Origin of the sequence: Bradyrhizobium sp. 44, assembly GCF_023073095.1 — a bacterium.
GTDB lineage: Bacteria > Pseudomonadota > Alphaproteobacteria > Rhizobiales > Xanthobacteraceae > Bradyrhizobium.
In genome coordinates, this window is sequence record NZ_JADPIY010000014.1 from 1108150 (window position 1) to 1133341 (window position 25192).

Consider the following 25192-nt stretch of genomic DNA (forward strand, 5'->3'; position numbering starts at 1 on the left):
TTGGAAACACTAGGTGCATTTGAGGAACGCGCCTGCGACGCCACCGCGAGCGAAAGACCAACGAGCGCGAGTGACAGGAAACGTAGATGCTGCTTCATGAATCCCTCCTATAACGACGTTTACGATCCGATAGCCGATCAGAGACCCTTCAAATATTCGACAAGCGCCCACCGACTTTCACCACTCAAGTCGGTCCCATAATTGTGTCCGGAATTGTAATTGCCCAGAATCGGCACGCCGTCCGGGCCTTGCACATTGAACTCGAACGTCCCTGCGGGACATTTGCCGTCGCCATCAGGGGCGCTTTGGAACCCGACCTTCTTTGGGTCGAATTCCCGGCTCCCTACGCAAAACCTGTCCGGACGCCGAGGACTCGGTTCCTGGTCGATCGCGTCCGTCGATAGCCTCGTATTCCTGACTTTCGCGGGCAACAGAAGATCGTAGAGGGTCGGAACGGATCCGTTGTGCAAATACGGCGCGGTTGCCCATATTCCGTTCAGCGGCCGCCCCTTGTAGGCGAGACCCGCGGCTTCAAACGTCGACCGGCTCGCGGCCCGCAAGCATTGCTCGGCCCGCGACTTCTTCAGGCCGGCTGGAATACCGGGCAGTATCTCAACCGCTCCCGTCGATGCAGGAAATCGATCTGGCCGCGTAGCTGCGGCATCTGGCGTGAAGATATCGTCGTAAGCCTGTCTGACGATCTGCCCGAAGTCCCAAATTATGGCACCGCCCGAGAGGCGGATGAGCATGTCTTTCGTGCTGTCGACGTCAGCGAAGCTGTGTCCGAACAACTGACTGGTACCTTCAAGCCTGCCGGACTTTGCGCGGTGCAGAAACGTGTTGCAGGCAAGCCAGACGTCAGTTTCAGCCTCGGCGATCGATACCATCTTGGGAGCAAACTTCGTCCTGGTGTCCTCAGCGCCCAGAATGGGCAAATGGCAACTTTTGCACTTGCGGTCGAAAAGATCCTTTCCGGCATCCGCAACACGCCTGTCGATCGGCAGGTCGGCCGGCCACTTCGGTGACCGGAGAGTGGAGAGCTGCCGCTCGATCCGGATCATGTTCGGCAACCGCAGGCTCGATTGGAAGCCTCCGAGCACGGAGGTTCGTTCGATGTCCAGATGCGCGAACACTCCCAGGACTTCGCCGGTATTCCTTCCCAGTGCGCCCAGATTAATGTCCTTGCCGGACAGGTTGATGTTGTGATTGTTCGGCGCGATGCCGTTCCATTGAACTTTCGAATGCTGCGGAGCGTTCCAGATGTGCGGGTAGCTTGCCGGCGCGTCGGCCGGGAAATCCTTGAGCTGCGAAGGCGCCCCGACGAGAAGGGATATCTTGTTGAGGATATGTCCCTGAGCGTCGAGGCGCCCGTATCCGTACCGGAGCGGCGCGAAATTGGTATCTGCCAAAGCCTGCTCCCAGGCAACGACTTCGCCCAGCTCCGCCTTCAGCTTCGTCCGTGCCGGTTCGTCGCCCCCCCGAACCAACACACGGCCGGCAAACCGGTCGAACTTTTCCGGATCCGACAGCGTCTGCTTAAGGCCCGAAAGTATCTGTTCCAGTAGCGTCTGGAAATCGGCCAGCGTCGCGCCGCCGTCGATCCGTATCCTTCTGACCTGAGCTTGTCTCGTGCGGTACGAAATCTCGTTCGTATGACAGGCCGAACAATTCAATCCGATCCAATCCTGGCGCATCACCCCGTTCGCACAAAGCGTCGGGAAAGTGCTGCACATCAACTGCGCATTATTGTCGTCGCCAGCATCGCGGACGAACCCGACCGGGAGACCGTCAGGATTGAGCGTCGACCTGTCGTTTGGCAAGTACTTCAGGGCATCGATGTTCTGCGCATCGAGCACCTTCATTCGGCTGTCGGGCAGTTCGAGCGCGAGAAACCAAGTCGCCGGCAGCAGGCGCGACCCCTGAGAGACAGTGTACCACCATTTCTGCTGTGCCGAGGTCCAGCCCTGCTCCTGGCCGATGCCCGGCGATGCCCAAATGAGCACGATCACTAGGGCCGAAAAAAGTTCACCGATCCTTGTTCGGCTGCTCCAATATCGCATTTGGCAAATCCAATTGCAGCGAAGGCACAATGCAACTACGATAGTCCACCGACAAGTCCATGGAAAGCTATTCCCTGCACTTTTCGGAAACGAGCGGTGGAAAGCCACGTAGGCTCGACGCTACCGAGCTCACCGGTGGACCTGCGCTGTTCAAGCACGGAAGTCGCCAATCTGATCCGCGGCCTGGCTTGGTGCGCATGCGAAGAGCGGATGCTGTTCCTGAAAGGGGCAAACCGCCGAAGGGCGGACGTTACTACGTCTGTTCGGAGGCGGCACGCGACGGGAAATGCGACAGCGGCTTTGGAATGCCAAGAACGTCGAACGGTATTTGTTGCATCAGATCGAACCGGCGCGCGCCATCGCAGCATTCGAGCCCGCAGCGGCCCGCACTGCCCCTTCAGCGCAGGAATTCGATGCCCTGCTCGTCACCTTGGACGAAAAGTTGCAGGCGGCAATGAACATGACGGCGGAGTACGAAGGAAAGCTTCGGCCTTCGATACAAAGCGCGCTTGCAAGACACTGAACGACAAGGTCGATGAGGTGCGTAAACAGCAGCCGAACGCAGCGGAGATACCTCTGCCCGCCAATTTCATGCGCCCCCCTCATTCGACCGTTCCACAACCGGGACGAGCGATCAAGTAGCATACGTGATTTCCTGCAACCTGGTTTCGCCGTGCGAGAATATGGACTACCATCCGACGACGAGGCCATGGGGCCGGGGCATTCTTGGGGCGGCGATGTTGCTGCGAAGCTTCCGATCGCAATCGATGTCGTTGTCGGTCGTCGCCGTTCTAGCGGTAGTGGTGGAGGCGCCCGCCAGAGCGGCTCCGGTGACCGGAGAAGCGCCGTGCGAGGCCGGGGGTGCCAAACCCAAGAGCTCGTCGCTCGAGTTCGTCGCCAAGTTGGCGCGTCCCGACCTTCCGCAAGAGGTTCAGGTTCAGAGTCCGGGCCCGCTATACGTCACGCTGGACCGGACTTTGGCGACCTTCAAAGGCCAGGTTCGCTTGGAAATCGACAGAAAGACGAACGAGGCCGGCGAATTCCAGGACCGATGCAGCACTGGATGGATCGACACCACGAAGCCCGTACAGGTACGCAACCCCGCCGGAGTCGGCGAAGTCTCGATTTGGCGATTGAAGGTTTTCGACAGCGCTGGCGGCGGCCCTACCGGCGAATCTCCCTACGTCATCAACGTCATCATGCAGGCACCGGTCTTGCCCGGCGGCCAGCGATTGACGGCACTAACGCCATTGCCGTCCAACAAGCCGTTCTCGGGCGAAGGGAGCGAGCCTTCCCGCGCCTGCGGCGCGAGCACGACTTCCATCCGGGAGGGCAGCACTCTCGAACCTGCGCGAACGACCAGCAACGAGAACATCCGATCCGACACGCCTTGGCTCTGGTTCGCTACGGCAGGACGCTACCTATACGTCAAACTGAAAGCCGACCATCCGGTCAAGGCGCGCGTGCGCATGTATGCCAAAGAGCCGAGCGGCCAGGCTTTTCGCGGGGTCTGCGAATCGATCGTCGAACTGTCGACGACCGTAGCGCGCGAGTACATCACCGGCCAAGCGGATTGGGATCGGGTCATGCACCCGCTTTGGCGCATCGAGATCGAACCTCTCGGCGAGGCCGGCAAGCAAGCGTTCAGCTCGATCTCCGCCACGGCCTTCAGGGAGGTCGGCTCGGAGCCACTTCCGGGCCCCGGCTCGACAGGCTCGACGACATTCGCCTGGAAGATCGCCAGCGACTGCTATCAGTGCCGCGCCTGGACTCCCGGCGCCGCCTCCTCGCCTTCCCAACAGAAATCATCACCTGCCATCGCCTTCGCGATCGCCACCGGCCTCGCGATCGACCTACCGACGAACTTGAGCCGAGAAGACTCGGCCTTCCTTCTGCGGACCTTGCGGACGGCTATCGGTATTTGGCTCGCGAACTGCCGCGACTGCAATTACGACGCGATGTCCGTAATCCGGATCGGAAGTCAATACTGGCTGAGATCCGACGTCGCCAATCCCATACTACTGCTAGGTCAAACGAACGGCTTCTTCCCCGACCATATGCGGGGAAATCGCACGCTCGCGCGCGTTGCGACCGCGGTCGGGGGCGTCGAGCTCTTCGGCGAAGGCCCTATAACCGAAGAAAAGCGGCTATCGGTCTGCGCGTCCGATTCCGGACGCGAGACGCCGGATTTGTTGCGGATCAAGGGCGCTCTGAAATGCATGAATACGACGACGCCGGACTCCGGACATCTGACGGAGATAACCCTCTTGATGCCCACCGACAGACCAACCGCCTGCGGACGGGGCACGAACATCATCGCATGCGAGGAAGAGGCGACCCTCGTCGAATTGAACGGCCGGGATTACCGTTTCTGTCTCGGCACCGACACCTTCAGATGCGTCGGCTCAGGACCACGCGCCGTCGACTTGATGCAGATAATGCTTCACGAGGTCGGACATTGGATCGGTCTCGGACATTCGAACTCGGCGAGCTCGATCATGGCAAGCACGATGCAGACCTCGCGCTGCATCACGAACGACGATGTCGGCGACCTGCAAGCCCTCGTAGCCCACGCTCCGCAGACGGAAGCGAAACCGGAAAAGCACCGGGCTTTCCGGCTGTCGGACATGGACGATTGAATCGGCTCGTCAGTGTTGGAGCGCACTCTTCAGCGTCGTCCACTCGTCCCTGTCCGTTTCGACGGACAGCCGATCGATGGCCTGCTTCGCGAGGTAGTTGATGGAGTTGGCGGACGTGCCGACGCCCGACAGATAGAGTATCCGCAGAAATCTGGCGACGAACGCGGGGTGGGTACCCGACAACGGGATGCGTATGGGCCCATCGGTAGTGTAGTCGTAGTTCAATCCTACTCCGCCCAAGGGAATTCTGGGACAGAGCTTCGGAAAGGTGTCCGGACAAATCGATTTGCGAAGAAGAGCATTCGTGACGTCGAGTATCGTCTGGTAGGCGGGTATCGGTGCCTGTTCGAGATTGCCCACGAAGCCGATCGCCGCGGCATCCGCCTCAAGTTCCTTCTTCTGCTGCTTGACATCGAATACGTGCAGGCCGCTCGTACCCTCGCCGAAGTCGCTCATTCCGTGCTTGAGGGCGACGTGACCCAACTCATGGGTCAGTATCCATAAGAAGATGTACTTCCTGTAGACGTCTCGCCGCTTGCCGCCGCTGCCGAATATCTCCATCAGCTTGAAGTCGTCGATGAGATCGTCGACGAGCTTCAGATCGCAGTCGATCACGTTGTCGAACGGCGTGGCGACGCAGTTGTCCCGGTATATGGCGGCTCCGATCCGCGAATTGGCGAGGTTCACGAAGATCGGACCGCGCACATCTTGGCCGGAACCGAGAGCCAGGACGAACCGAGAGCCCTGCGGGCGCGCCCAACGTGCGACCACGAGTTGAGCGAAGGAATCCAGATTTCCCCTGAATTCGATCGGTTGCCGCTGGGCAGCGAGAGAGAACGCGGTCGTCGATAGGTAAGCGACGACCAGAAGACATGCGATCTCGACCGCCATAGACCTCGCGGCGCCCGGTCCCATCACCGAAGATTACGCTCCAAGAAGTCCGCCCAGCGTTCCTTCGACACGAAATCCACGACGTGGGACGTGTTCGTCTTGATATAGCCCTCGTGGTAGGGATCCGACTTGAAATCCTGATCGGAAGCCGGAAAATATATCGCGATGCCGTTGGAGATCGTGTCCTTCTTGCTTCGCGCCGAGGCGTAGTTGTAGAGAACGATCCCGGACGCTTTCGCCGACACCGCTTCGGCGGCCGCTTTGGCTTCGCCATCCTTCGTCGTCGACGCATACCGCTGCGCGAAGCCGATCAAATCGACCGACGTCTTCATGCCGGCGCTGGCCCCGTACGTCTTCATCCCCGATCTCGCTTGGGCAATGTTGGACTTTTCCGCATCGTATTTGGCGATCAGGACATCGGCGAACTTCGATACCGCCGAAGCCGCGTCGGTCGCCTTGGGCGTGTCGAGGATGGACAACGTGGTTGAGTGGGAGTCGCCGTAGCGGGCCCGGTAGCCATCCACGATGGTCCGGGAGAGCTCCAGCGCCGTCATGGACGGTTTGGCGAGCAGTCTTTTTAAGAAGTAGTCGTAGTCCCAACCCGCGCCAGGCTCCAACTCCTCGCTCCCGACGAGCATGGTCGATGAATTCCTGAATGCGTATGCCGTCTCCAGCATCGACATCAGGCAGGCATCGAAGCCGATCACGTCGATCGGCTTCTTGAGCCGCGAGGAAAGCGCTTCCGTCACGGCCTGAATGTCGCTGTTGTAAAGGAAGTTGCCCGTATCCTGATCGAAGGAGACCGCCCGGAATCCGCCCAGCGGCGCCGTGTTTTCCGCCGCCTTCTGCAGATCGACGGCAGATATCTTTTGAGTGGTCTGATTCCTCGACGCGGAAGCCGCACGCACGCCGACGTCGTTCGCCAGCTGGAAGCGCCAACCCTGTCCATGGTTCCAGACGACGAGCATGTACCGCTTCGCGGGATAGGTCTGAACTGCCCAGTCGACGAAATCCTGAAGCGCGGCGGGCGAGCCCAAATCGGACAATTCGGGCTTTCCCCGAAGGTCCATGACGGCTTGCGAAGGAACCGGCTCCTGATTCTTCTTCACGAGGAATCTCATGACGCCCGACCACTTCTCGGCCGCTTCGGTGAAATGGGTGGCCGGCCTGCCCATCTCGACCACCACATTGACGTCGGACGAGCTTCCGCGGCTCGCGATCTCATTGAAGTTCTCGATGGCATCGGGTTCGAGATTGTTTTTCGCGTTCATGAACACCATGACCGTCCACTCCGCGGTCTTGGCGCCTGCAGGCGCTGCGAGAAGCGCGCTCGCTCCCAGTATCGTCGCGATCAGAAAAATCGTGCATCGGATCATGGTTCTGCTCTTTGAATGGCTGAAACTGGCAATGCTACATTCAAGACCAACTTAACGTTGTAAGCAACAGCCTCTGCTCGACCGATTCGGGATTCGGTTTTATGACGGTCCAGCTTGGAGACCGGCTCCCTGTCGGTTCAGCTGGTTGAACGAGATCTTCTCGGATTCAGAGGTCGCCGGGCAAAGCACCACCGGACAGGTGACGAGCGACAGACGCAGGAAGCCTTTCCGATTGGCGCGGGGGGGCCATACGCAAACTCCAGGGACCGAGGACCTGGATTCAAGACGATCGGGCATGCCCGTTTCCGACACGGTCCTGCAGGTTTTATGCTGTTCGGCGTCCCATCGAGATGGACCGGAGCTGACCTCGCGCGCCGCATTCGGAGACGCTCGCCAACCGAACATGGCCCATCATTCTCGGTGGCTCCGGATCCGGGCATGCTCCTCGCGGGGCCCTACCAAGACCATTGGATGTCCCGGTTCGCCGCCTTCGACAACCCGCCGACTGCCCACGTGCGGCGTCGCCCCTCTGCCGAGGTTGATCAGACCCAGGTGGCGTAGGCAATCGTTTGCAATGCCTTGTTCGCGTCGCCTCGTCCTTGGTAGAGGCCCAGCAAGTCGCCTTCGTCCTCGATCGTTTCGATGCGAAAAAGCGTCCAGCGCTTATCCTTGCCCTGCACGATGCGGAAAGTCCCGCCATTGCGACGGCAATAGAAGGCGGAGGAGCCACGGATCGGGGTCCAACCACAATCGGCTCCGGAGAGGAAACGCTGTTCGAGCTTTGCCCGCTCCTCTTCTTTCAGCTTGCGATACCTCTCCTCCTGCTCTCGCCGGAGCCTCTCGTCCTCCCGCTCCAGATGCTCCTGAAGCATTCCGATGATTGCACGCATCTCAGTGCCTTGCGCCTTTTCTGCGAGATACAGTGCCAGGCAACCAACCCTAAGGTCTTCGTTGGGATAGCTCGCGTAGGGCTCCTCCCAGATAGCGCGCAGACGCTGCTCCACGTCCGTCTTGGTCAACTGCGGACCCGGCAGATTATTGAGTGAGACGAGTAGGTCTTCGGTCGGGATCCAGCATGGAGCAGCGGCCTTCGCCACCTCCTCCCGTTCGGCCTCCCACTTGCCCCAGACCGAGGCAGCCCGATCGACCGCGTTCACGATGTCCTGCGCAAGTTTGTGCACGCTATGAGGATCGCGCAGGTGCCGCAATGAAGGGCTTTTCACGTAGTCGAAAATCAGTGAGGCCACGGCATACTGTCGGTCGGCGTCCATACTGCGCTCCCCCGCTGCTGGTGGGTCCGGTCTTCAACATTAGCAGCCCTGCGCGACGCCGGGCCAAGGTGACCCGTACCGAAAAGGCTGGCTTTGTGGTCCTGCTACGTTCCTGCCGCCATGTTGGCGGTTCTAGCGTCTCGTTCTTCTTGGCTCAAGCTGTCCCCGAGCAATTCGCGAATCGGGTCCGCCATTCTTCGACTGAGGCGGTCTAGCCGCGACGCTACCTCGCAAAAGCATAAGGCGAACGCCGCTTGTGCGCGATGAATTTGCATGTCTCGCTGAACATTGCCTGTATGCACGATCTCGCTACGGGCATGATAAACCGCGAGAACACTCGATTTATATCCTTCAACGTTTGAGTGTTCGGCGAGGCAAATCCCAACGCGCCGCTCGATTCGTGCGGCGGTTCCAGGTGCATAGTAATCCGTGAGAAGTGTTTCGAATGCGACAGCCAGGCCGACAATCGCTTCTGCTTCCTTCATTCTGGATCCGAAGGATTGCCTGTACCAGTCAAGCGACGTAAGAAGTCGACGATAGACCCGGACGTGAACCCTCTCATTCGATGACAAGTTTACGTATTGGAGGTAGCCCTGCTCGACGGTGTCAAGCATTGAAGTGATTTGTCGCTGCCATTTCTTAGCTTTTGACCGCGCCAACATGCGCGTGCTGAGCGTTACCGCCAAGTCCGAAAGTCTGGTCAAGTCCAGCGCGGCGACGTTCATCGGGACTCGACGAAGGTTGAGCGGTCCCTTCGCGGTTGTCGCTTCACCGATCAGATAATGCCGAATATCCAGAGTCTCCCAGTTGTTGACGTCGGCCGAGGAATGGATCTTTTTGACGTCGAACCCGGCATCGACACTTAACGCGTACAGCATCACCACCTGAGCCGCAGCGATCCGTATCTTCAGAGTGTAGACGAACTGGTTCTCGTAGTAGTCGCCTGTGTGCGAGGAAAGGCGCACTAGCATGAGTGGATTCCGCGTCAACCATTTCATGTTCCCGGCGCGAGCATGATGTTCAATGTCTGAGCGGTCAATTTTCGAGCTTATGCCGAGCGCTCTGGCCATCTTCACCACACGACCATATGCCTGATCGCTGCTGTTGCTTTGGGCGGTTATCGCGAAGTTGGCATCCGGAAAAACGGCCATCGACCTGAGGTGTTGGGATTTCCGCAGGAGCGGAGGAATTTCCATTCCGAATTCCACCAGGGGATAAAGCACGAAACCGGGACGCTCGGCCCCAGCGCGTCGCAGCTCTTGAATTACTCGGCCGCTGATGTCGGGCTGGCCCGTCTGCGCGGCAACGAGCACGAAGTCGTCTAGGACCGAAACACCGATGAAAATGCCCGCCTTCCACAAGGTTCTCGCGAGGGCCGCGCGCACCGTGACCAGATTGTGGAAGATGCCTGCTCTGTCACTATCATCGAGCTTGTCTTCATCGGTAGCAAGGTCTTCAACGTTATCAAACTGCTTCAGTAAGTTATGCTTCGAGATCAAATACCTCTCAGCTTGAGCTAGAACTTTCGACGGGCGTACGATCAAATCAAGAAGGCGTGGTTCTGACATGCACTAAAATCCACATGGTTGAAAGCACCATGTAAAGCGCGGAAAGGTAGCAAAAATCAAGCTGCCTCGCTTAGTGCGCAAGCGGCGATGCAAAGATCCGTGCACAGTCGGCGTCCGGCTGCGGTGCTTGACATCGAATGGAAGGCGAATGGTTGCCGAGCCGCTGGTTGGACGCAAGCTCAGTCCTAGCTCGTTTCCTGCTTTCGGCAACAGGCGGCGTCCATATTCAGAGATTTCTTCTCCGGCGGTTCATACACGGTTCGAGAACCGCGTGAATGCGGTTAGCCTTTGCACGCCGGGCTCGACGTCCTGCATGTAGATCTGGGTCCGCAGGAATGCGATCTCGTCGGCGAGAGCGGTCTCGTCGACGTCTATGAACCAGGACTTGGGCCGGCCATCGGTCCCGTCGGACCATCGATAGCCTCGGCGCTTCAACGAATCCTTGAGTTCGAACGGCGACTGCTCTGCCCATACACGCACGGTCGGCTTACGGGCGGTCTCCAAGAGCAGTGCGAGCGCCGGCGCGCCGGTCGTCGGCAGCACGAAGTCTAGGATCTCCAGTAGCGCGTGGCAGTCATCGACGGCGCGGTGCGCCTGGTGGAAGAAGCCCGCTCCGTTCAGCAAGTAGCCGAGTTGCGCACCCGCGAAGCCGTGTTTGCGCCAGTCGATCTCGCTCATGCTGCAGCCCCAGGCCTTGTGCTCGAACACGGGCCAGTAGCGTTCAGCGAATTTTCTGTCGAAACCGCTGTTATGCGCGATTGTGATAGGTGCGCTTTCCGCAAAGGCTGAGATGGCCGCATCGTCGAATCTATGGCCGGCCACCATCTCATCAGTGATGCCCGTAAGTGCCCTCACCTCCACGGAAATCGGCGCACTCGGCTCGTTGAAGGCGGAGAACGAGTCTCTGACGCCGACGATCCGGCCGTCCGCCGTGTAGTCGAACTTGACCATTCCAAGCTCAATGATCTCGTCCTTGGCGCAATCGAGCCCGGTGGTCTCGGTGTCGAGAAGAATGCCCGTCCGGACCTCCTGCCCGGCGGCCGGCGTGTAGGGAGACCGTCGGATCAGGCGTCGAAGGACCCTGTAATCGGTCGACTGAGCCAACGCGTCGGCCATTGCGGCCAGGTCCGCCGGGTCCAGAGTTTGCCCGTCTCTGAGGGGCTGGGTCAGCGCGTCCATGGGTGTACAATACCGGCCAAAAGCTCCACGAGGTACCTGGAAAACAAGCGATTCACGACGTTTTCGGACGTGCTCGGGCGCGCTGCGGGCGGCTGGCCGATTTTCCTGTTGACCGGCTCGGCGCATGTCGGAACCGCTCGGCCTCGTTCGTCTTGAGTCCAAGTACCCTATTTGGAGTTCCGCGTTCATGGCCCCCCGCGCCAACTGGAAGGGTTTCCTTCGCCTCTCGCTCGTCACCTGTCCGGTCGCGCTCTGTCCGGCCACCTCAGAGAGCGAGAAGATCTCGTTCAACCAACTGAACCGGCAGACCGGCCATCGCATCAAGTACCTCAAGGTCGACGCCGACACCGGCGACGAGGTGCCCAACGAGGACATCGTCAAAGGCTATAAGGTCGACACCGACACCTTCATCGAAGTCACGAAGGAAGAACTCGAGAACGTAGCCCTGGAATTTAGTTGCGTTTGCTGGAGCCTGCTGGGTGAGGTGAGGAAGGGGGTTTTGTGCAACCCGCCCAGCATAGCCGATTGAGGAGACGAACCCCTCTATTCTTCGGCCAAAGCAGCTACTATTGGGCCCAGTATCGCCAACGCGTCCACCGCGCCGTCGTCTTCACCCTTCTCGAAGTTCGCGCCCGTTTGAGCCATCGTGTTCGTCACGTGAGCGACGCAGAGAACCTTGCTTCCGGTGGCGGCGGCGAAGGCGTACAGCGCGGCCGCTTCCATCTCGACCGCAAGTATTCCCCGGTCCGCGGCTGCTTGAATGGCCTGGCTGGTATCCCGGAACGGGGCATCCGTGGTCCAACTTGCGCCCACTATAGTTCGCGGTGCGCCGTGTTTGATTGCCTCTTTCGCTACTTCCAGCACGTGAGGACACGCGCTGGCGTACTCCGAAGGCGGAGCGTAATGGTAGCTCGTTCCTTCGTCGCGCAGCGCCCGCTCGATGACGATGAAGTACGGCGGTTCACCGGCGTGGACGATCTGCCCAGCCGACGTCAAGCTGACCAGGAGGCGACAGCCGCTGGCAAACAGCTCCTCGGCGACCAGAACGGCGAAGGAGGCCCCCACGGCCCGTCCGACGATGCCGACCTCCCGTCCGGCAAGCCGCAACGAAGAACTCCATTGCAATCACGACACATTTTCGCGGGCGCCGAGTCCCGTTCGAGGCGTTTCAAGGCTTCCGACCCGTCCCGTAGGCAGCGCTTCGTGGCCGCTCCGTGGCCGCGCGGACGAGGCCCCGTCGGCTGCGATGCTGCGCACCGCGTGCGCCGGCGCGAAGTCTCAACGCTTGGGGCGACCGCGGACTGTGCCATACTCGACGGCGATCTGCCCCCTGCCACCCTTCCCGCGCACGGCATCTTGGCGGACCTCGACGACGCTTCGGTCGACGCGAACCTTCTCGGGCTTGATGCCGGGAAGCTTGGGCGACGGCGGGGCCGGCTTGGGCTTCTTCTTGGCCGCAGCCTTCCGTTTGCGAAGCTTCTCCTCCGTCCGCAGATCGTTGGCGTTCTTCTTCGTCCAGGACGGGGTCTTTTTGCCGAACCAGGACCGGTTGCGCGGTCCAATCAGGGTACTACCGCCGCTGTAATGCCCCGACTTGCTCATGTTTCCGTCGTCCGATTCTGAGGTCCAAGTCGCGCCGGCCCCGCGTGGCCGAAAAACTACGACGTCGATAACACCAATGTGATCATTCCCTAGATGATACGGAAAAGCCTGCCGATGTCCCAATCGAGCTTCGATCGATCTTGCCCTAAGGCTAGTCTTCGGGAAGACGCGGGTCGCGGACCCGGTTTCGCTCATCGCGTGCAGTGCGGTGAAGCTCGGGTCCAGATAACTGCGTAGCCGATTCCGAGGTCAAAGGATTCGCCGTCGCATCGAAAAACACTGGACCCCCTCGCCACAACCAGCTTTGGTCGTCACCGCTAGACGCGGACTCCGCCGAACGTGCATCGACCATAAGCCGGTCTAGGGGTCGTCACCGCCCGTCCGGCGAGTCCTACGTCGAATTGAAGTCGCAACAATCTGGCGGCGCCCGACGATCCGCTTCTGCGGCGTTCCGTCAAGAACATGCGCGACCAAGGACCCGGAATCATGAGAGCCCGGAGCGCTGCGGACTGCCCCTCGTGCCTGTTTCCCACCTCGTCGTATATATCGGGTTCCTGCGAGAGGCAGCCTTCGAGTGAGTCGCATGAGCGAAGATCCGTTTTTCGGCCTTTCGGAAGACAGTACGTGGAACGCCTGCATCGGGCAGCAGGGCGACGAACTTCACTACATCGAGGGCTATCTGGAGGCCGCGAGCGAGCTCGCAAACGCTATCATCGTCAAGAACATGCTCGCCAAACGCGATACACTCGTCCTTCCAATACTCTACAATGCTCGCCATGCTATCGAGCTCGTCCTCAAGTACGTCACCGGGCAGCTGTTCGATTGCGGGGTCATCCCGCAGCGGCATCCTGCCAATCACGACATCAAGGGACACTGGGACCATATGGTCGCAGCCGATTTCGCCGATGAAGCGATACGGAACCATCTGAAGGCGCTGGAACGCTTTGTCGTCAGCCTCGATCGGATAGACGACGACGGACAGGAATTAAGGTACCACGTCAATCGCGACGGGGAGACGAGCCTCAAGGGGGAATCCCTGGCCAACATCGTCGTCATCCGCGACAGTCTGAAGGAATTGTCGTCTGTCATCGATGGATTGATGCACCGAACGATCGACTTCGTCGTCGAGCGAAAGGCCGGCACGCACACGTCCCGTTGCTCGCGCGCGGACCTCCGCGAAATCGCCGGCATGATGCCTCCGCTCGCCGAATGGAGCAGCGAAGCTTTCACCGTGGCGAAAAACACCGTGAAGGAGCGCTTCGCACTCAGCAACACGCAATTCAGCAAAGCCATCGATGCGATCAAGACAAACCGCGAATTCTACGGGATCATCGGCGGCGAAACCGACCTTCCTTATCTGCTCGACGACGAAGTGGTCCTCGTCGTCGAGCAGTGGCGCATTCTTCATCCCGATCGCGAAGGGCAAGAACCCGAAGTCGTCCACGGGAGCAGGTTCAGGTCTGCGGATCTGATCGCGAACATCAAGAAGAGACGCGAATGCGTCGACGCCCTGAGCGGTACGATCACCAGTCATGAAGCCGCGGACCTCGAAGCTCTCTTCTATCTGGGTCGAGGAGATTTTTTTCCGGAGCAGTTCGACGAACGGGCCGCGACGTATCTGCAATCCATTGGCGACGACGAAGAGTTGCGCGCCCGGACCGGGAGGCTGTTGGACAAGACGAACTTGATCGCCTGCCTGGAGCGAGGCACGCGTCGGGCGGGGCGACTTGCTCTCGCCGAGCGGCTAGGCACGCCACCGGCGGAGCAAGTCGAGGCGCAGGCCGCCGACGATGTGCAAACGAAGCAATAAATTACGAAGCTGACGATCCGGAATATCGCGCTGCTTCAAGTCCTACGCTGGGGTGGTCATGTCGATTTTGCGCTGTCCGCGACGCCGTTTGTCCCGTTGTTCGACCGGCGCTTCGATCTCGTACCAGGGATATTTCCGGATCTCCGGCAGCATCACGTCGGGCGGCACCTCGCCGTAGGACTCGCCTTCCGTGCGCGGCGCGTGACCTTGGATCGCGTCGAGGATCAGCCACACCATGCCCGCGCGGCGACCTTCGGTTTTGAGCCTGTGGCGCCATCCATGATTCGGGGCGACAGTCGGATCCTCGATGGCCAATTTCTTGCGCACCCAGTGGGCGAGCTTGTTGCCGACGGACGTATAGGTCGGGTTCTTGCGATTCGGATTGCGCTGCCGTGCGATCGAATAGAACAGCGGCGTCTCGCCTTTTTTCTTCCGCGCGAACTCCGGAAATTTCATGGCGAGGAGATGAGGATGCAGCGGCACGGTCCGCTGCTTTTGCGTCTTAACTGTCCCTGCTTCCGGAGTGATTTTGATGCAGGGAATTCCGTCGACCTCGATCACGTCGCACGCGCGAAGCTGCGTGATTTCGTTCACGCGCGCGCCCGTGTAGGCGCAGATCCAAGGCACCCAGCGGCGCGCTGCGGCGTTCTCCTCGGTCATCGTTTCGTTCGGCGGTGCGAGCGCGGCCGAGAGGATGGTCGCGGCTTCCCGATGATTGAATCCGCGCATGTCCGTCTTGTGCTTTTCGGAGACCTCAACGAAGACCTCCGCCGCGGGGCTATAGGGCAGCTTCTTCGTCCTCTTCGCCCATCCGAAGAACGCTTGCGCGGCTGCGATGTATCCGAAGCGGACCGTGAACGACGACATCTTCGTCGCGAGCAGCGCGTCGCGCCAATCCAGCAAATGCTGTTCGGTGACGCGACTCATATCGTCGCTGCCTACCCTCCGGATCAGTTGAGCAAAATACGGCTCCCATTTTTTCCGGGTCGATGCCGAGATCATGCGCTCCTTGGCAAAATCGGCCCACAGCGCGGCGAACTTGCGTTTCGGATTCGGCGGTTCGAATTTCGGATAGTGTGGGGGCTTGTCGGTGGGCTCGTAGTCGCCTTTCGCGGCGCTCATCAAAGCCCGCGAGGCTCGCTCCTTCGCTTCGACGTAGGCGCGGAGGAAGGAATCGAGCCTTTCGCCGACGAGATGGAGTCCCTTCCGCTGCAGGAACGCCCGCACTTCGGGAGCAAACATCACATACAGGTGCGGTCCGAGCGGACCTATCGGAGCGCGTCTGCGATCGTTCAGATTCTTCAGCGACTTTTCCCACTCGATCGCCCGGCCCGGCTCGTCGCGGTGCGCTGCCACGGTTTCAGCGTAGAATTCGCCTGCGAGCGCGATGATCTGCAGATGGGAAAGCTCCGTCGGCGGAGTGCCGACCAGATTGGCCCGCCATTCCCGCTCCAGCCTCAGGTTCTCTTCCTGGCAGCGGAGAACCGCCTCGTCCCAGTCCTTGGTGCCCAGGCTGAACTTGATCTCGGCGGGCATTCCGAACGTGCGGTACGTCTTCGGAACGCGGCGTCTGAACCAGTAGAATTCAGAACGGGGATTTTCCCAAGGCTGGATCATGCGAAAGCTCACGGTGTACCACTCCTGTGTACCACCGGACTTTTGCGGAAAGCCTTATTTTGAAGGTTAATCTGGAGTTTCAGGAGCTTGGGAGGCTCGATGGCGGAGGGAGAGCACCTGGGTTCGAACCTTCTCCGTGAGCCGTGCGCAATGGGCGGATTGCGGCACGCCCTCCGGTATTCAGGTCTGTACATCCCCTGACACCTCTCCACATAGAACCTCCCCAAACCCGCCTGAGGTCCGCACCTACCTTGCGCCACCGCCCCGCGTTCGTTCGCAGCGCTCGTCTCGCTCGCGGTGTGCTGGCATGTCTAGAATTCCGAGCACTCTTTAGTGATCGCGGCCTCCAGCGCAGGAACCCATACTTCGTAGGCTGCAGCCCGATAGTGAATGTAGTCACTCATAAGCGAGCCGCGGGGAAGTACCGGCGTGACGAAGTCGATGCCGCGGGCTGCTGCTGCGGCGGCAATCTCCCTGCTTGTCGCGGGATCTGAGGTTACGGCTAGTGCCACAGGCGGGCGTTTCGCAAGCGGCTTGACCGCATCGATCAATGCAGTGAAGTCGCTCCGCACTGACGATGATCCGACGTCATTTGCACCCAGCGCGAGCGCTACAAGATATGCGCCGCGCTCGCCGATCACTCGCTTTGCGATGCGTTCAGCTTCCCGGATTGTCTGCCCGCCGATACCGGCATTTATGACTTGGCGCCCGCATATCTTCCGCGGGAGCGGGGCCATCTCCGTAATGCTATCACCGAGCACGAAGATGGGATCGAGGACGTCCGCCACTGCTGCTGTGATTATGAACTCTCGCACGTCGCTGTGATCGTGGAATTCGTGTCGCGTCAACTGGCCGATTCGGCCTTTGAGGCGTTGGATTTCGGAAAACGAAGCTGCGGCCGCGATCAGGCAAGCGGCGGCCACCATCCAAGGAAAAACTGTTCCAAGTCTCATCGCAGCAGAAAGATCACTATTTTAGGGGCAAGCGCAACTGTAAATTGTGACGTCCTGTGGCCGGCGCCACTAACTGAGTAAACGGTCCGACGGTCCCTGCCATGGACGTATGGACGCTCTGGTACGCTCGGTCGCCAAGCGACATGGCTTATTTACCCTGGGTAACCGTTATTGATTGTGCGGCCGGCTCGAAAATGAAGTTATTGCAATATCCGGCCTGCTTCCAGAACCATTCACCGTCCTGGCGCTGGTGGACTGAGACGTCAAAGCTCTCAATCGGCAGAACTTGGTTTCCGTTGATGAAACTTCCCCGATAGCCGAGCGACCGCAGATAGGAAAAAACACGGTAGTCGCTATCTGGTGATTGATGCCGGTCCTCGCATTCGACGACGATTAGTGGCCGATGCTGACGCAGGATCCGCTCAGCTCCCTTAAGAACGCCAAATTCTGCGCCTTCCACATCGATCTTGAGCGCCGAGATGCGGATCTGCTCGTCGAAATAGTTGTCCAGCTTAACGGTCGGCACGCGCACCCTGCTAAAATCGCCCGTAGGGCAAAGAAGAGAAGCGCCTGGCTGATGGCCGTTCGGAACGAACAATTCAAGCTCGCCGTCGGTTGAATAGACGGCCTTCGGCTCAACGACCACGTTTCGTAGCCTCAGCGTTGCACAAAGTTCAGAAAGTCGCCCTGCAAGCGATGGCTGAGGTTCGAAAACGACGAGCCGTCCGTCCCCGCACCACCTCGCGAGCCAATAAAGATAGCTACCTTTGTTCGCGCCAATGTCGCAAACGACGTCTCCAGAGCGAATGTGATGGCGGAGCGCGCGCAGCTCGGCCCTCTGATCCCGATATCTGGCCCGCAGCGTGCGGACGGCGAAATGACCAAGTTGATCGAGCACCGCGAGCCCTCAAAAACTGCAACCTACCATTGAGTTGCGATGACGCAACCTCTCTGAGCAGAGAAATGCTGCGCTGCTGCGGCGCACAAGCGCAAAGTCCGGCGCAGTCCTCAATGAGAAGATTTTCGGAAATAGATAAATGCAACTTGCGCCGTCGGGCAAAACAGTGGTTCATAAGACGCTGGTCCTAAACAAGAGAATTGGAGCCAGCCTATGGCCGATGACCGAGAAGCCCCTTCCGAGCTCTCGAAGATTGCCAAACTCAACGGCGATTTCAAAAAGAACTACGGCACGTTGCTTGGAGCACTTCTGTATCTGCGCTCGATTAGCGCAGCGCGCGGCCGTTCTTGGTTTTGGGCCGGCCTGGTTTCGATCGTTTGTTCGTCCGGATTGTCGTGGCTGCTGCGGCGCGGCTGGCTGCCAATCTCTTTCTGACGGCATTGATCAGCTCGTCAAACCTCTCGAACCGCAGCGCGTGAAGGCGAGCTAAAGCCATATCCGAGACCCTGAGATAATGTCCGTCGCACTTTTTAGCGAGAGGAAGCAGCACATAGTCTCGAATGGCTCGATTGTCGCTATCCAACCGCAGCACCGCCAACAATCCGAGAGGAACCGGCCGAGTGTAGACTCTCCAGTGATCCACGTATTCCGGCTTAGGCTTTGCGCTCTGTCGAGCAACAAGAAAGGACAGGCTGAGACCGTTTATCTTCAGTCCGGCCCCGGTCTCATCGGAGCTGATGCATACTCCCTCGTCGCTTCTCAGTGCCTCGATCGCCTCGGCCTTGTGTTGCTCCAGAACTCCGGTCCAGAGATCATGGCAGTCGATCCAGTCGCAATCGCGGGACGCGGAATAGCCGATGAGCGCGTAGGCCTTGCGCAGCGAGCCGAAGTGATCAACGTAAGAGTCTGAACAGGGAAGCCCGGGTGCGGAGTTGATAATCCGCGTGGTCAGCCGTCCCTTGCGCGCAAGTGTCGTGCGCAAACGTTTCAACATCTCGTCTTCGGAGATTGTAATGTAGCGATCGGCCATGATGCGCTGGGCACGCGCAAACTGTTCCTCATCAACGATGGGCTTTATAGCTGCGGCACTGCGGACCCACTGGTCGGGAGGGTTTCGCTTGAGCTTCTGCCCGAGCTGATTGGAGGTGCGGTTATAGACGACTTTCCCGATATAATTCTCGTTCTTAAGAATGGTGTGCACCATCAGGTAGCTCCACGGTCGCCCATGCTGGTTGCCCACATGGGCACGATTGAGGTCTCGCGCGATCGCCGCATCCGACTTTCCTTCGACCGCAAACCGGCGAAAGATCAATCGTACAATCTCGGCCTCTTCGTCGGACCCGGCTTGAACGCGGACCCGGTCCGTTTTGAGGGATTTGTATTCGCCCTTGCCCAGTCGCCCTTTCGATCGATGACTTTCGTCAATCAGCTCTCTCCGAAGACCGTAGGTTACAGGAGCCCCCGCGCGATATCCAAGGCTGGCCAACCTGCAGAGCCCGGCATGAACCTTGACCGATAGCTCCCGGCTGTACTCGGCCGCCATTACCCGCTTTATGTTTTTGACAATGCTCGACAGTAGGCTCCCGTTGTTGTCAAATTGCTCGGCGCAATAGGCGATCTGGACACCTTTCTGCTTACAGACAAACTCGTAGTGCGCGCTTTCGTCGACATCCTGAAAACGGCCCCACCGGCTGACGTCGTAAACGAGGACGTGATCGAAATCCGCGTCCCCAGATTCAACGTCCCTAATCAGTTCGATAAGACCCGCCCGGCCTTTGATTCTTAGGCCGCTACGTCCTTCGTCGAGGTAGGTACGAACAATCGTGAGGTTTTGTTGCTGGGCATACGCGGCTATGGCAGCAGCCTGGTTCTGAATGGAATAGCGCTGGAGTTCGGTCGACATTCGAAGGTATTGCGCCGCGCGAAGGGCTCGGCTGCGCTTCTCCAGGTTCGTTCCCTTGCGTATGACGAGTGAGTTAGCCATCGGTGGGCATCCTCAAGCGTGCATTCTAGCAGATCTATTTGGCTTGGTCGCCATCAGCGACGGCAAACACCTCGTAGAACTGTCCCGGCATTGTCTCGGTGAACAATATCTCGAGGGCGACAATGTCAGCGTAGCCCCTGCTAGCGTTGCCGACGTTAATTAGGTCAACGACGGTCAAGCCGTTGCCGGTGTCGAAGTTCGATGCTGGTGCACCCGGAATCCGGATCAGGCCCTGCATGCTAAGGCCCTTGGTGCGGATGGCGACTTTAATCTGGGCCGCGTTTCGCCGAGGCAGTCCCGAAGAGCGGAAATCGATCCGTTGCCACTGATCAAGGTTCCCGGACGCACGGCCCACATGCATGGAGTCTGCCATTGGCTCGATTGCCGCCTTGGCTGGCGTCACGAGCGCAAACAGAGCAATGAGAACGAACCGCGACAGCGGACGCATAGCAGCGACCATCATCCACCTATGCTCCTCGCACTCACGGATGGCCCGGCCTCTTGTACAAGCAAGATTGCCCAGCCGCGTAGCGTCCGCGTCGCCGGACGTCTTTCCTTTATGATCAGCATGCCCGGACGAATCCCTCCGTCCCTCCGTCATTCCGTGCGGTTAGCACGTAACAGGGATTCCGAATCATCAGGGCGAGGCCTTGTCCACCTGTTCCCAGCCTGTGCAGAACCTACGTGCCGGGCGCTGGGTCTTCCTTCTCTCCGGTGGCAACGATCTTGAGAGTTTTGTCCGGAAGCGGCCGCTGCAGCGCCTTAGCCTCATCCCAAGGGGCGCGGAGCCAGACGTCGCATTCCTCAGTAGTCGTCAGGATGACGGGCATTGCTTTTGGGTGGACGCGTTTCACCTCGGCATTCGGCTCACAGGTCAGGAAACCGAAAACATCGGCGTTGACTTCGCCTTCCTTGACCTTCCGCACAGATGTCCAGTTCGTCCAGATGCCCGCGAAAGCGACGAGGGGCCGAGACTCATCGAGGGCGAACCACACCGGCACCTTTTTGCCCTCAATCGTGTCGTACTCGGAAAACGACGTCAGAGGGACTAGGCAGCGATTGTCCGGCCCCAGCCACCGCTTCCAATGTGCGCTACTGGCATTGCGGATGTTGGTTGTGCCGCTGTCCGGCTCCATCCGGAGCAGCTCCTTGAAATCCACCGTCTTGCCCTTGGCTTCCAGTTTCTCCGCGCGCTTCTTCGTCGCGTCCAGGAGTGCCTTCTGCGACGATGGCATGCCCCAGCGAGCCATGACGATCTCTCGTCCACCCGAAGCATTGCGGACGATAGGGGCTGGGTAGTCCGGGAAGATGCCGGGCATGCTGGGCAAGTTTCCGACGCTGCTGTTGAGCGCCCTGAACAGGTGACGAATCGCGTCCACGTTCTTCGTCATCGAGTAGAGATTGCACACGTTCAGGTCTCCGGAGGTGCCTGGCGAGGACCGGGTCTCAGTTGCAGGAGGGTGGCGGCCGGACGTCGGCCGGCCTTAGCACAGTTGCTGCAGCGAAGCCGGCTCGCGAGGTCGTGGACCGATGTGGTTGGCGGATGCCGCAGCATGGCTAGGTCGACATCCCTCTTAGTCTTGCAGCGCGAACATTGGATCTCAAGCGATGAGTAGCCGCCATTCAAGGCTTGGTCGATCGTGGGGGATGGATCGATCGGTCCCCCATCTGCCCACAACTTCTCGTTCCAAGATTCGCACAGCAGCTTGTCGGCCTGACGGATGAGAGCTTCGCCCTTGGCACGGGCTTCAGCCGACTGCGCTCCCAGAATCGTGGTCATCGCGCGGGCTTTGCTGAGCTCTTTGCCGAGTGCCTTTCGATCGGTCCCGGAGAGGGGTGTGGGATGGTACTTGGGCGCCATCGACGGCTTAGTCGAACGTCGGCCAGCAGCCATCCTCTTCGTAACGGCCAGTCCGCTGCTTGCAGGTGTTGTCTAAAAGACGCTGGCCGACCTCCTTCCACACCGCATCCGCGCCGTAGAGGCGTGTGGCGTCGACCTTCTGAATCTCGACCAGCCTGCCGCACCGGCTACAGCCAAGTCGCAGGATATGGTGGGAGATTTGTGATAGCCGCAACGCCCCTGCGGAGTGCCCGGGCTTCGCCTCCGCACGACTGTCATCGAGGAGAGCCTGCCAGTATTCAGGCGGTAGGTCGTCGTCTGGAGCCAATCCAGGCGCGGGCGGCGTGTTTCGGCGGACGGCACCAACCATCTTTTCCATCTGCTTCGGGGTCGGCATGCGCCAGCTCGCGGGTCGGTCGGTCATGTCCGATTAGAACATATCAGGAACAATAGAGTCGATCCCCCGTTTGAAAAAAGTCATCCTGTGGGCCCGTTCGGGCGGTCGGAACCGGGCGCGATCGTTCGTCTTGAGTCTGTGGGTCCCGAAACAGGAGTTCTGCGTAAATGGCACCGCGCGCCAACTGGAAAGGCTTCCTGCGATTGTCTCTGGTTACCTGCCCGGTGGCGCTTTACCCGGCCACATCTGAGGGCGAAAAGATCTCCTTCAACCAGCTCAACCAGCAGACCGGCCACCGCATCAAGTACTTGAAGGTGGACGCAGACACCGGCGACGAGGTGCCGAACGAGGACATCGTCAAGGGCTATGAGCTTGAGAAGGGCCAGTACATCGAGGTCTCGAAGGAGGAGCTCGAGGAGATCGCGTTGGAGTCTACGCGGACCATCGAGATCGATGAGTTCGTCGATCGTACCGACATTGACCCGCGCTACCTGATTCGTCCCTACTACATCCGTCCGGACGGCAAGGTTGGACACGACGCTTTCGCGGTAATCCGTGAGACCACCCGCGAGATGGACAAGGTCGCAATCGGACGGGTGGTCCTGACGAACCGCGAGCACATTATCGCGCTTGAGCCGATGGATAAGGGTCTCGTCGGCACGCTGCTTCGCTACCCGTATGAGGTGCGCAGCGAGCAGGAGTACTTCGATGAGATTCAGGATGTAAGAGTCACGAAGGATATGCTGGATCTGGCTAGGCACATCGTCAATCAGAAGGCGGGGCGCTTCGAGCCGGAGAGGTTCGAAGATCAGTACGAAAGCGCTCTAATCGAACTGATCAATCAAAAGCGAGCTGGCAAGACAATCACACCGAAGGAACGCCCACGCGGTGAGAACGTGGTCGACCTGATGGAGGCGCTGCGCCGAAGCGTCTCGGGAACTGCGTCAGAACCCAAAGCTGCGAAGAAGTCGGTCAAGAAGCCGCTGAAAAAGGCAGCGGGCCAGAAGGAAATGCTGATGTCGATCCAAGGCACGAAGCCTGCAAAGGGAAGCTCGTCAAAAAAGTCAGCCAGATCGCAGCGTAAGTCGGCGTGAAGCAGCCGTAGCGGCGGCTGGAGAGCTACATCATCGTCCACTGCGCTCAGCGGAGTGAACCCAATCACGACTCGCATATGCGTTGTTATGGAAGAACTGGGCCAGCGGCCCAAGCAATTCAGGGGCCAAGCAGGTCTAGATTTCGAGCGAGCCGCGCACCCACATCCGAGGCGTCGAACAGAGCCGAGTTCTTGTCAGGTCAAGGCCGCTCCTTGGTCGACGCAATGAAGAAGTTGAGCTCGAACTTCGGATGCCGACCCGCCTAGATCGATCGTGGCAAACCTTATTCTGTGGCCTTGGATGACGACCGCCTCGTCGACCATTCCTCCGATAGATGGATGCAGAAGTAGGCCGCTTGCACGATCGGCCCTGGGGTCCCCGCCCCCCACCTGAGATCGAAGATAGGAGTAAATTTGATAAATATACGCACTTCGCAACGTTTCGTCTCGATACCAGCCGGTTGTCACTATGGACGTGAACTTAGTGTCGATAACAATTCTCCGACCTGATTCTGCGTGGTCGAGCACCACATCGGTCCGCATCGTCGGGAGGATTTCGTTGATACCCATGGTCTGTTCTTCGATCTGCCAGCCTAACGGGGCTCCGCACCGAACATCCCATCCGACCGAACTTAGTACCACGTCGTAAAAGCCACCGACGGCCTTCTCAAACAATCGGCGCACCCAAGTAACTTCTCGATCTGGCAGAGACAATATGTTGGCCCCTGCCGCCTCCGTCGGTAACGAAAGGTCAAGCGCAAGTCTTGCTGCAGCAACCATTGATCGGTCACTCGCGTCACAACGACCGTATCGAAGCGCACTAATCTCGGCGCGGGTTGGCGCATGACCCGACACTCCCATGCTCTTCATGCCGTTTGCAAGAGATCGGCACCGATGCGCTAGATCTTTTCGCCACACTATTCTTGAAATGGATTCCAAAGCCGCTCGAACAAATCGATTAAGAGGTGTATCGATCGTCAAATCGTCGAAACGGCAAGCTATTCGACCGCGCAGTAACAATTGGTGCCTTTCCGTCGTAATGACGTCAATTCGTCCCCGCACGCGACTTTGAACCGCTGTTCGCGGCTGGTAACCTAAGCTGAGACGGCGGCGTTGCCGCGTCTCGACCGCATGGGCGAGAATCTCGGCGACAATATCTGGCAGATTATCTGGGCTTTCCTCGAGGCCGACCTTTCCTGTTCCGCGCGCGCGAAAGAGATCTGAAGCGTAGAGCATCAGGAGCCAGAGATTCCGAACCGGGATTCGTCCAATATATCCGTCCGCCACTATTGCATCGGCTGGCAGGGAGGTCATTCTGCTCACCAACCTTGCAGGAGGCGTTCACACGCCTTTCGTGACTCCTCTGGCGCGTCAAACCAATACTCTCGAAGCAACGGGCCAATCTCGGTGGCTACCACTTGGCGAAACCACTTCTGAGTAGCGCCATTCTCCAGAGGATCCGACGGAGTTACATAGCTGTGCCCGATGCAGAATTGTTCACCCAGACGCGCATCAGCCGCGATGTGGCCGTTGAGAGCTACAATGCGACGCTCAATCTCAGGGACAAGAATTGGATCCACGTTGCATCGCCGGACCATCCAGTTGCGCCAAGAATCGGCCAGATTTGGCTTAAGGTCATAGAATGCAAAGCGTCGACGAAGCGCAAGATCAACCAGCGCTAGTGATCGATCCGCAATGTTCATTGTACCCACGACATAGACATTCTTCGGAATGTGAACAGCGCGGTGCACGCCGTCGGGATCTGGATAGCAAAGTTCCAACGCGTCACGGGGTGACCGTTTGCCTGCCTCCAAGAGCGTCAGTAACTCACCAAAAATTTGAGCAGGATTTCCTCGGTTGATTTCCTCAATCACCACCACATGGGCAGATGAATCTTTCGACGCAGCCTTGATGACCTCCATAAACACGCCATCGACCAGAGCCAGCTTGCCTTCACCTGATCCGCCTGGCCTCGTCTGAGGTCAGCTTGGAATGCCCGAACGACCACTTCTGC

General features: G+C 59.1%; 21 protein-coding genes and 3 pseudogenes. 5 read left to right on the forward strand and 19 right to left on the reverse strand.

Annotated elements, in window-relative coordinates; all coding sequences use genetic code 11:
• Positions 1 to 137: 137 nt before the first annotated feature.
• Positions 138 to 2060 (reverse strand): di-heme-cytochrome C peroxidase, encoded by a 1923-nt coding sequence (locus tag IVB41_RS16075; protein WP_247432604.1) that lies wholly within the window; start codon positions 2058 to 2060, stop codon positions 138 to 140.
• Positions 2061 to 2346: 286 nt separating this feature from the next.
• Here IVB41_RS16075 and IVB41_RS16080 point away from each other — a divergent pair, with 286 nt between their 5' ends.
• A complete protein-coding gene (locus IVB41_RS16080) occupies positions 2347 to 2583 on the forward strand; it encodes a hypothetical protein (RefSeq protein WP_247432607.1) in 237 nt (78 codons plus the stop codon).
• 244 nt (positions 2584 to 2827) lie between these two features.
• Positions 2828 to 4699 (forward strand): matrixin family metalloprotease, encoded by a 1872-nt coding sequence (locus tag IVB41_RS16085; RefSeq protein WP_247432610.1) that lies wholly within the window; start codon positions 2828 to 2830, stop codon positions 4697 to 4699.
• Between the two features lie 9 nt (positions 4700 to 4708).
• Here IVB41_RS16085 and IVB41_RS16090 read toward each other — a convergent pair whose 3' ends face one another.
• From IVB41_RS16090 to IVB41_RS16115, 6 genes and pseudogenes are all read right to left on the reverse strand, one after another.
• Positions 4709 to 5590, reverse strand: a complete 882-nt coding sequence (locus tag IVB41_RS16090; protein WP_247432613.1) for a hypothetical protein — start codon at positions 5588 to 5590, stop codon at positions 4709 to 4711.
• Between the two features lie 23 nt (positions 5591 to 5613).
• Complete coding sequence (locus IVB41_RS16095; protein WP_247432617.1) at positions 5614 to 6870, reverse strand: clostripain-related cysteine peptidase; 1257 nt, start codon at positions 6868 to 6870, stop codon at positions 5614 to 5616.
• 225 nt (positions 6871 to 7095) lie between these two features.
• Positions 7096 to 7263 (reverse strand): annotated as a pseudogene (locus IVB41_RS16100) (Ku protein); the annotation flags it as partial.
• A gap of 245 nt (positions 7264 to 7508) precedes the next feature.
• A complete protein-coding gene (locus IVB41_RS16105; protein ID WP_247432620.1) occupies positions 7509 to 8237 on the reverse strand; it encodes a hypothetical protein in 729 nt (242 codons plus the stop codon).
• Positions 8238 to 8341: 104 nt separating this feature from the next.
• Positions 8342 to 9805, reverse strand: a complete 1464-nt coding sequence (locus tag IVB41_RS16110) for a HEPN domain-containing protein (RefSeq protein WP_247432623.1) — start codon at positions 9803 to 9805, stop codon at positions 8342 to 8344.
• Between the two features lie 249 nt (positions 9806 to 10054).
• The gene (locus IVB41_RS16115) at positions 10055 to 10984 is read right to left on the reverse strand and encodes a 3'-5' exonuclease (RefSeq protein WP_256464234.1); all 930 of its coding nucleotides are present in this window, start codon (positions 10982 to 10984) and stop codon (positions 10055 to 10057) included.
• Positions 10985 to 11171: 187 nt separating this feature from the next.
• Here IVB41_RS16115 and IVB41_RS16120 point away from each other — a divergent pair.
• A pseudogene (locus tag IVB41_RS16120) lies at positions 11172 to 11435 on the forward strand (Ku protein); the annotation flags it as partial.
• 92 nt (positions 11436 to 11527) lie between these two features.
• On the opposite strand, the pseudogene IVB41_RS16125 reads toward IVB41_RS16120, so the two are convergent.
• Positions 11528 to 12085, reverse strand: a pseudogene (locus IVB41_RS16125) (uridine phosphorylase); the annotation flags it as partial.
• 177 nt (positions 12086 to 12262) lie between these two features.
• On the reverse strand, positions 12263 to 12586 hold the full coding sequence (locus IVB41_RS16130) for a hypothetical protein (RefSeq protein ID WP_247432626.1): 324 nt from the start codon (positions 12584 to 12586) through the stop codon (positions 12263 to 12265).
• Positions 12587 to 13169: 583 nt separating this feature from the next.
• On the opposite strand from IVB41_RS16130, the gene IVB41_RS16135 reads away from it, so the two are divergent.
• Positions 13170 to 14396: a DUF3775 domain-containing protein gene (locus tag IVB41_RS16135; RefSeq protein ID WP_247432629.1), complete on the forward strand. Its 1227-nt coding sequence runs from the start codon at positions 13170 to 13172 to the stop codon at positions 14394 to 14396.
• 42 nt (positions 14397 to 14438) lie between these two features.
• Here the strand turns inward: IVB41_RS16135 and IVB41_RS35795 are convergent, their stop codons facing one another.
• From IVB41_RS35795 to IVB41_RS16175, 8 genes are all read right to left on the reverse strand, one after another.
• The gene (locus tag IVB41_RS35795) at positions 14439 to 16025 is read right to left on the reverse strand and encodes a DUF6538 domain-containing protein (protein WP_247432632.1); all 1587 of its coding nucleotides are present in this window, start codon (positions 16023 to 16025) and stop codon (positions 14439 to 14441) included.
• Between the two features lie 299 nt (positions 16026 to 16324).
• Positions 16325 to 16939: an SGNH/GDSL hydrolase family protein gene (locus IVB41_RS16145; RefSeq protein WP_247432636.1), complete on the reverse strand. Its 615-nt coding sequence runs from the start codon at positions 16937 to 16939 to the stop codon at positions 16325 to 16327.
• A 175-nt stretch (positions 16940 to 17114) separates the two neighbouring features.
• Positions 17115 to 17864, reverse strand: a complete 750-nt coding sequence (locus tag IVB41_RS16150) for an FkbM family methyltransferase (protein ID WP_247432640.1) — start codon at positions 17862 to 17864, stop codon at positions 17115 to 17117.
• A 325-nt stretch (positions 17865 to 18189) separates the two neighbouring features.
• The gene (locus IVB41_RS16155; RefSeq protein WP_247432643.1) at positions 18190 to 19848 is read right to left on the reverse strand and encodes a recombinase family protein; all 1659 of its coding nucleotides are present in this window, start codon (positions 19846 to 19848) and stop codon (positions 18190 to 18192) included.
• Between the two features lie 34 nt (positions 19849 to 19882).
• A complete protein-coding gene (locus tag IVB41_RS16160; protein WP_247432904.1) occupies positions 19883 to 20311 on the reverse strand; it encodes a hypothetical protein in 429 nt (142 codons plus the stop codon).
• Positions 20312 to 20528: 217 nt separating this feature from the next.
• On the reverse strand, positions 20529 to 21257 hold the full coding sequence (locus IVB41_RS16165) for an SOS response-associated peptidase family protein (RefSeq protein WP_247432647.1): 729 nt from the start codon (positions 21255 to 21257) through the stop codon (positions 20529 to 20531).
• A gap of 2 nt (positions 21258 to 21259) precedes the next feature.
• Positions 21260 to 21709, reverse strand: coding sequence for a hypothetical protein (locus tag IVB41_RS16170; RefSeq protein ID WP_247432650.1), 450 nt, complete (start codon positions 21707 to 21709; stop codon positions 21260 to 21262).
• A gap of 7 nt (positions 21710 to 21716) precedes the next feature.
• Positions 21717 to 22085 (reverse strand): hypothetical protein, encoded by a 369-nt coding sequence (locus IVB41_RS16175; RefSeq protein ID WP_247432653.1) that lies wholly within the window; start codon positions 22083 to 22085, stop codon positions 21717 to 21719.
• A 167-nt stretch (positions 22086 to 22252) separates the two neighbouring features.
• On the opposite strand from IVB41_RS16175, the gene IVB41_RS16180 reads away from it, so the two are divergent.
• A complete protein-coding gene (locus tag IVB41_RS16180) occupies positions 22253 to 23179 on the forward strand; it encodes a Ku protein (protein WP_247432656.1) in 927 nt (308 codons plus the stop codon).
• Between the two features lie 194 nt (positions 23180 to 23373).
• On the opposite strand, the gene mcrC is transcribed toward IVB41_RS16180, so the two are convergent.
• Both mcrC and IVB41_RS16190 read right to left on the reverse strand, forming a co-directional pair.
• Positions 23374 to 24492: a 5-methylcytosine-specific restriction endonuclease system specificity protein McrC gene (gene mcrC / locus IVB41_RS16185; protein WP_247432659.1), complete on the reverse strand. Its 1119-nt coding sequence runs from the start codon at positions 24490 to 24492 to the stop codon at positions 23374 to 23376.
• Positions 24493 to 24497: 5 nt separating this feature from the next.
• Entirely contained in the window at positions 24498 to 25100 is a 603-nt protein-coding gene (locus tag IVB41_RS16190) for an AAA family ATPase (RefSeq protein ID WP_247432662.1), read from the reverse strand.
• Between the last annotated feature and the right edge of the window lie 92 nt (positions 25101 to 25192).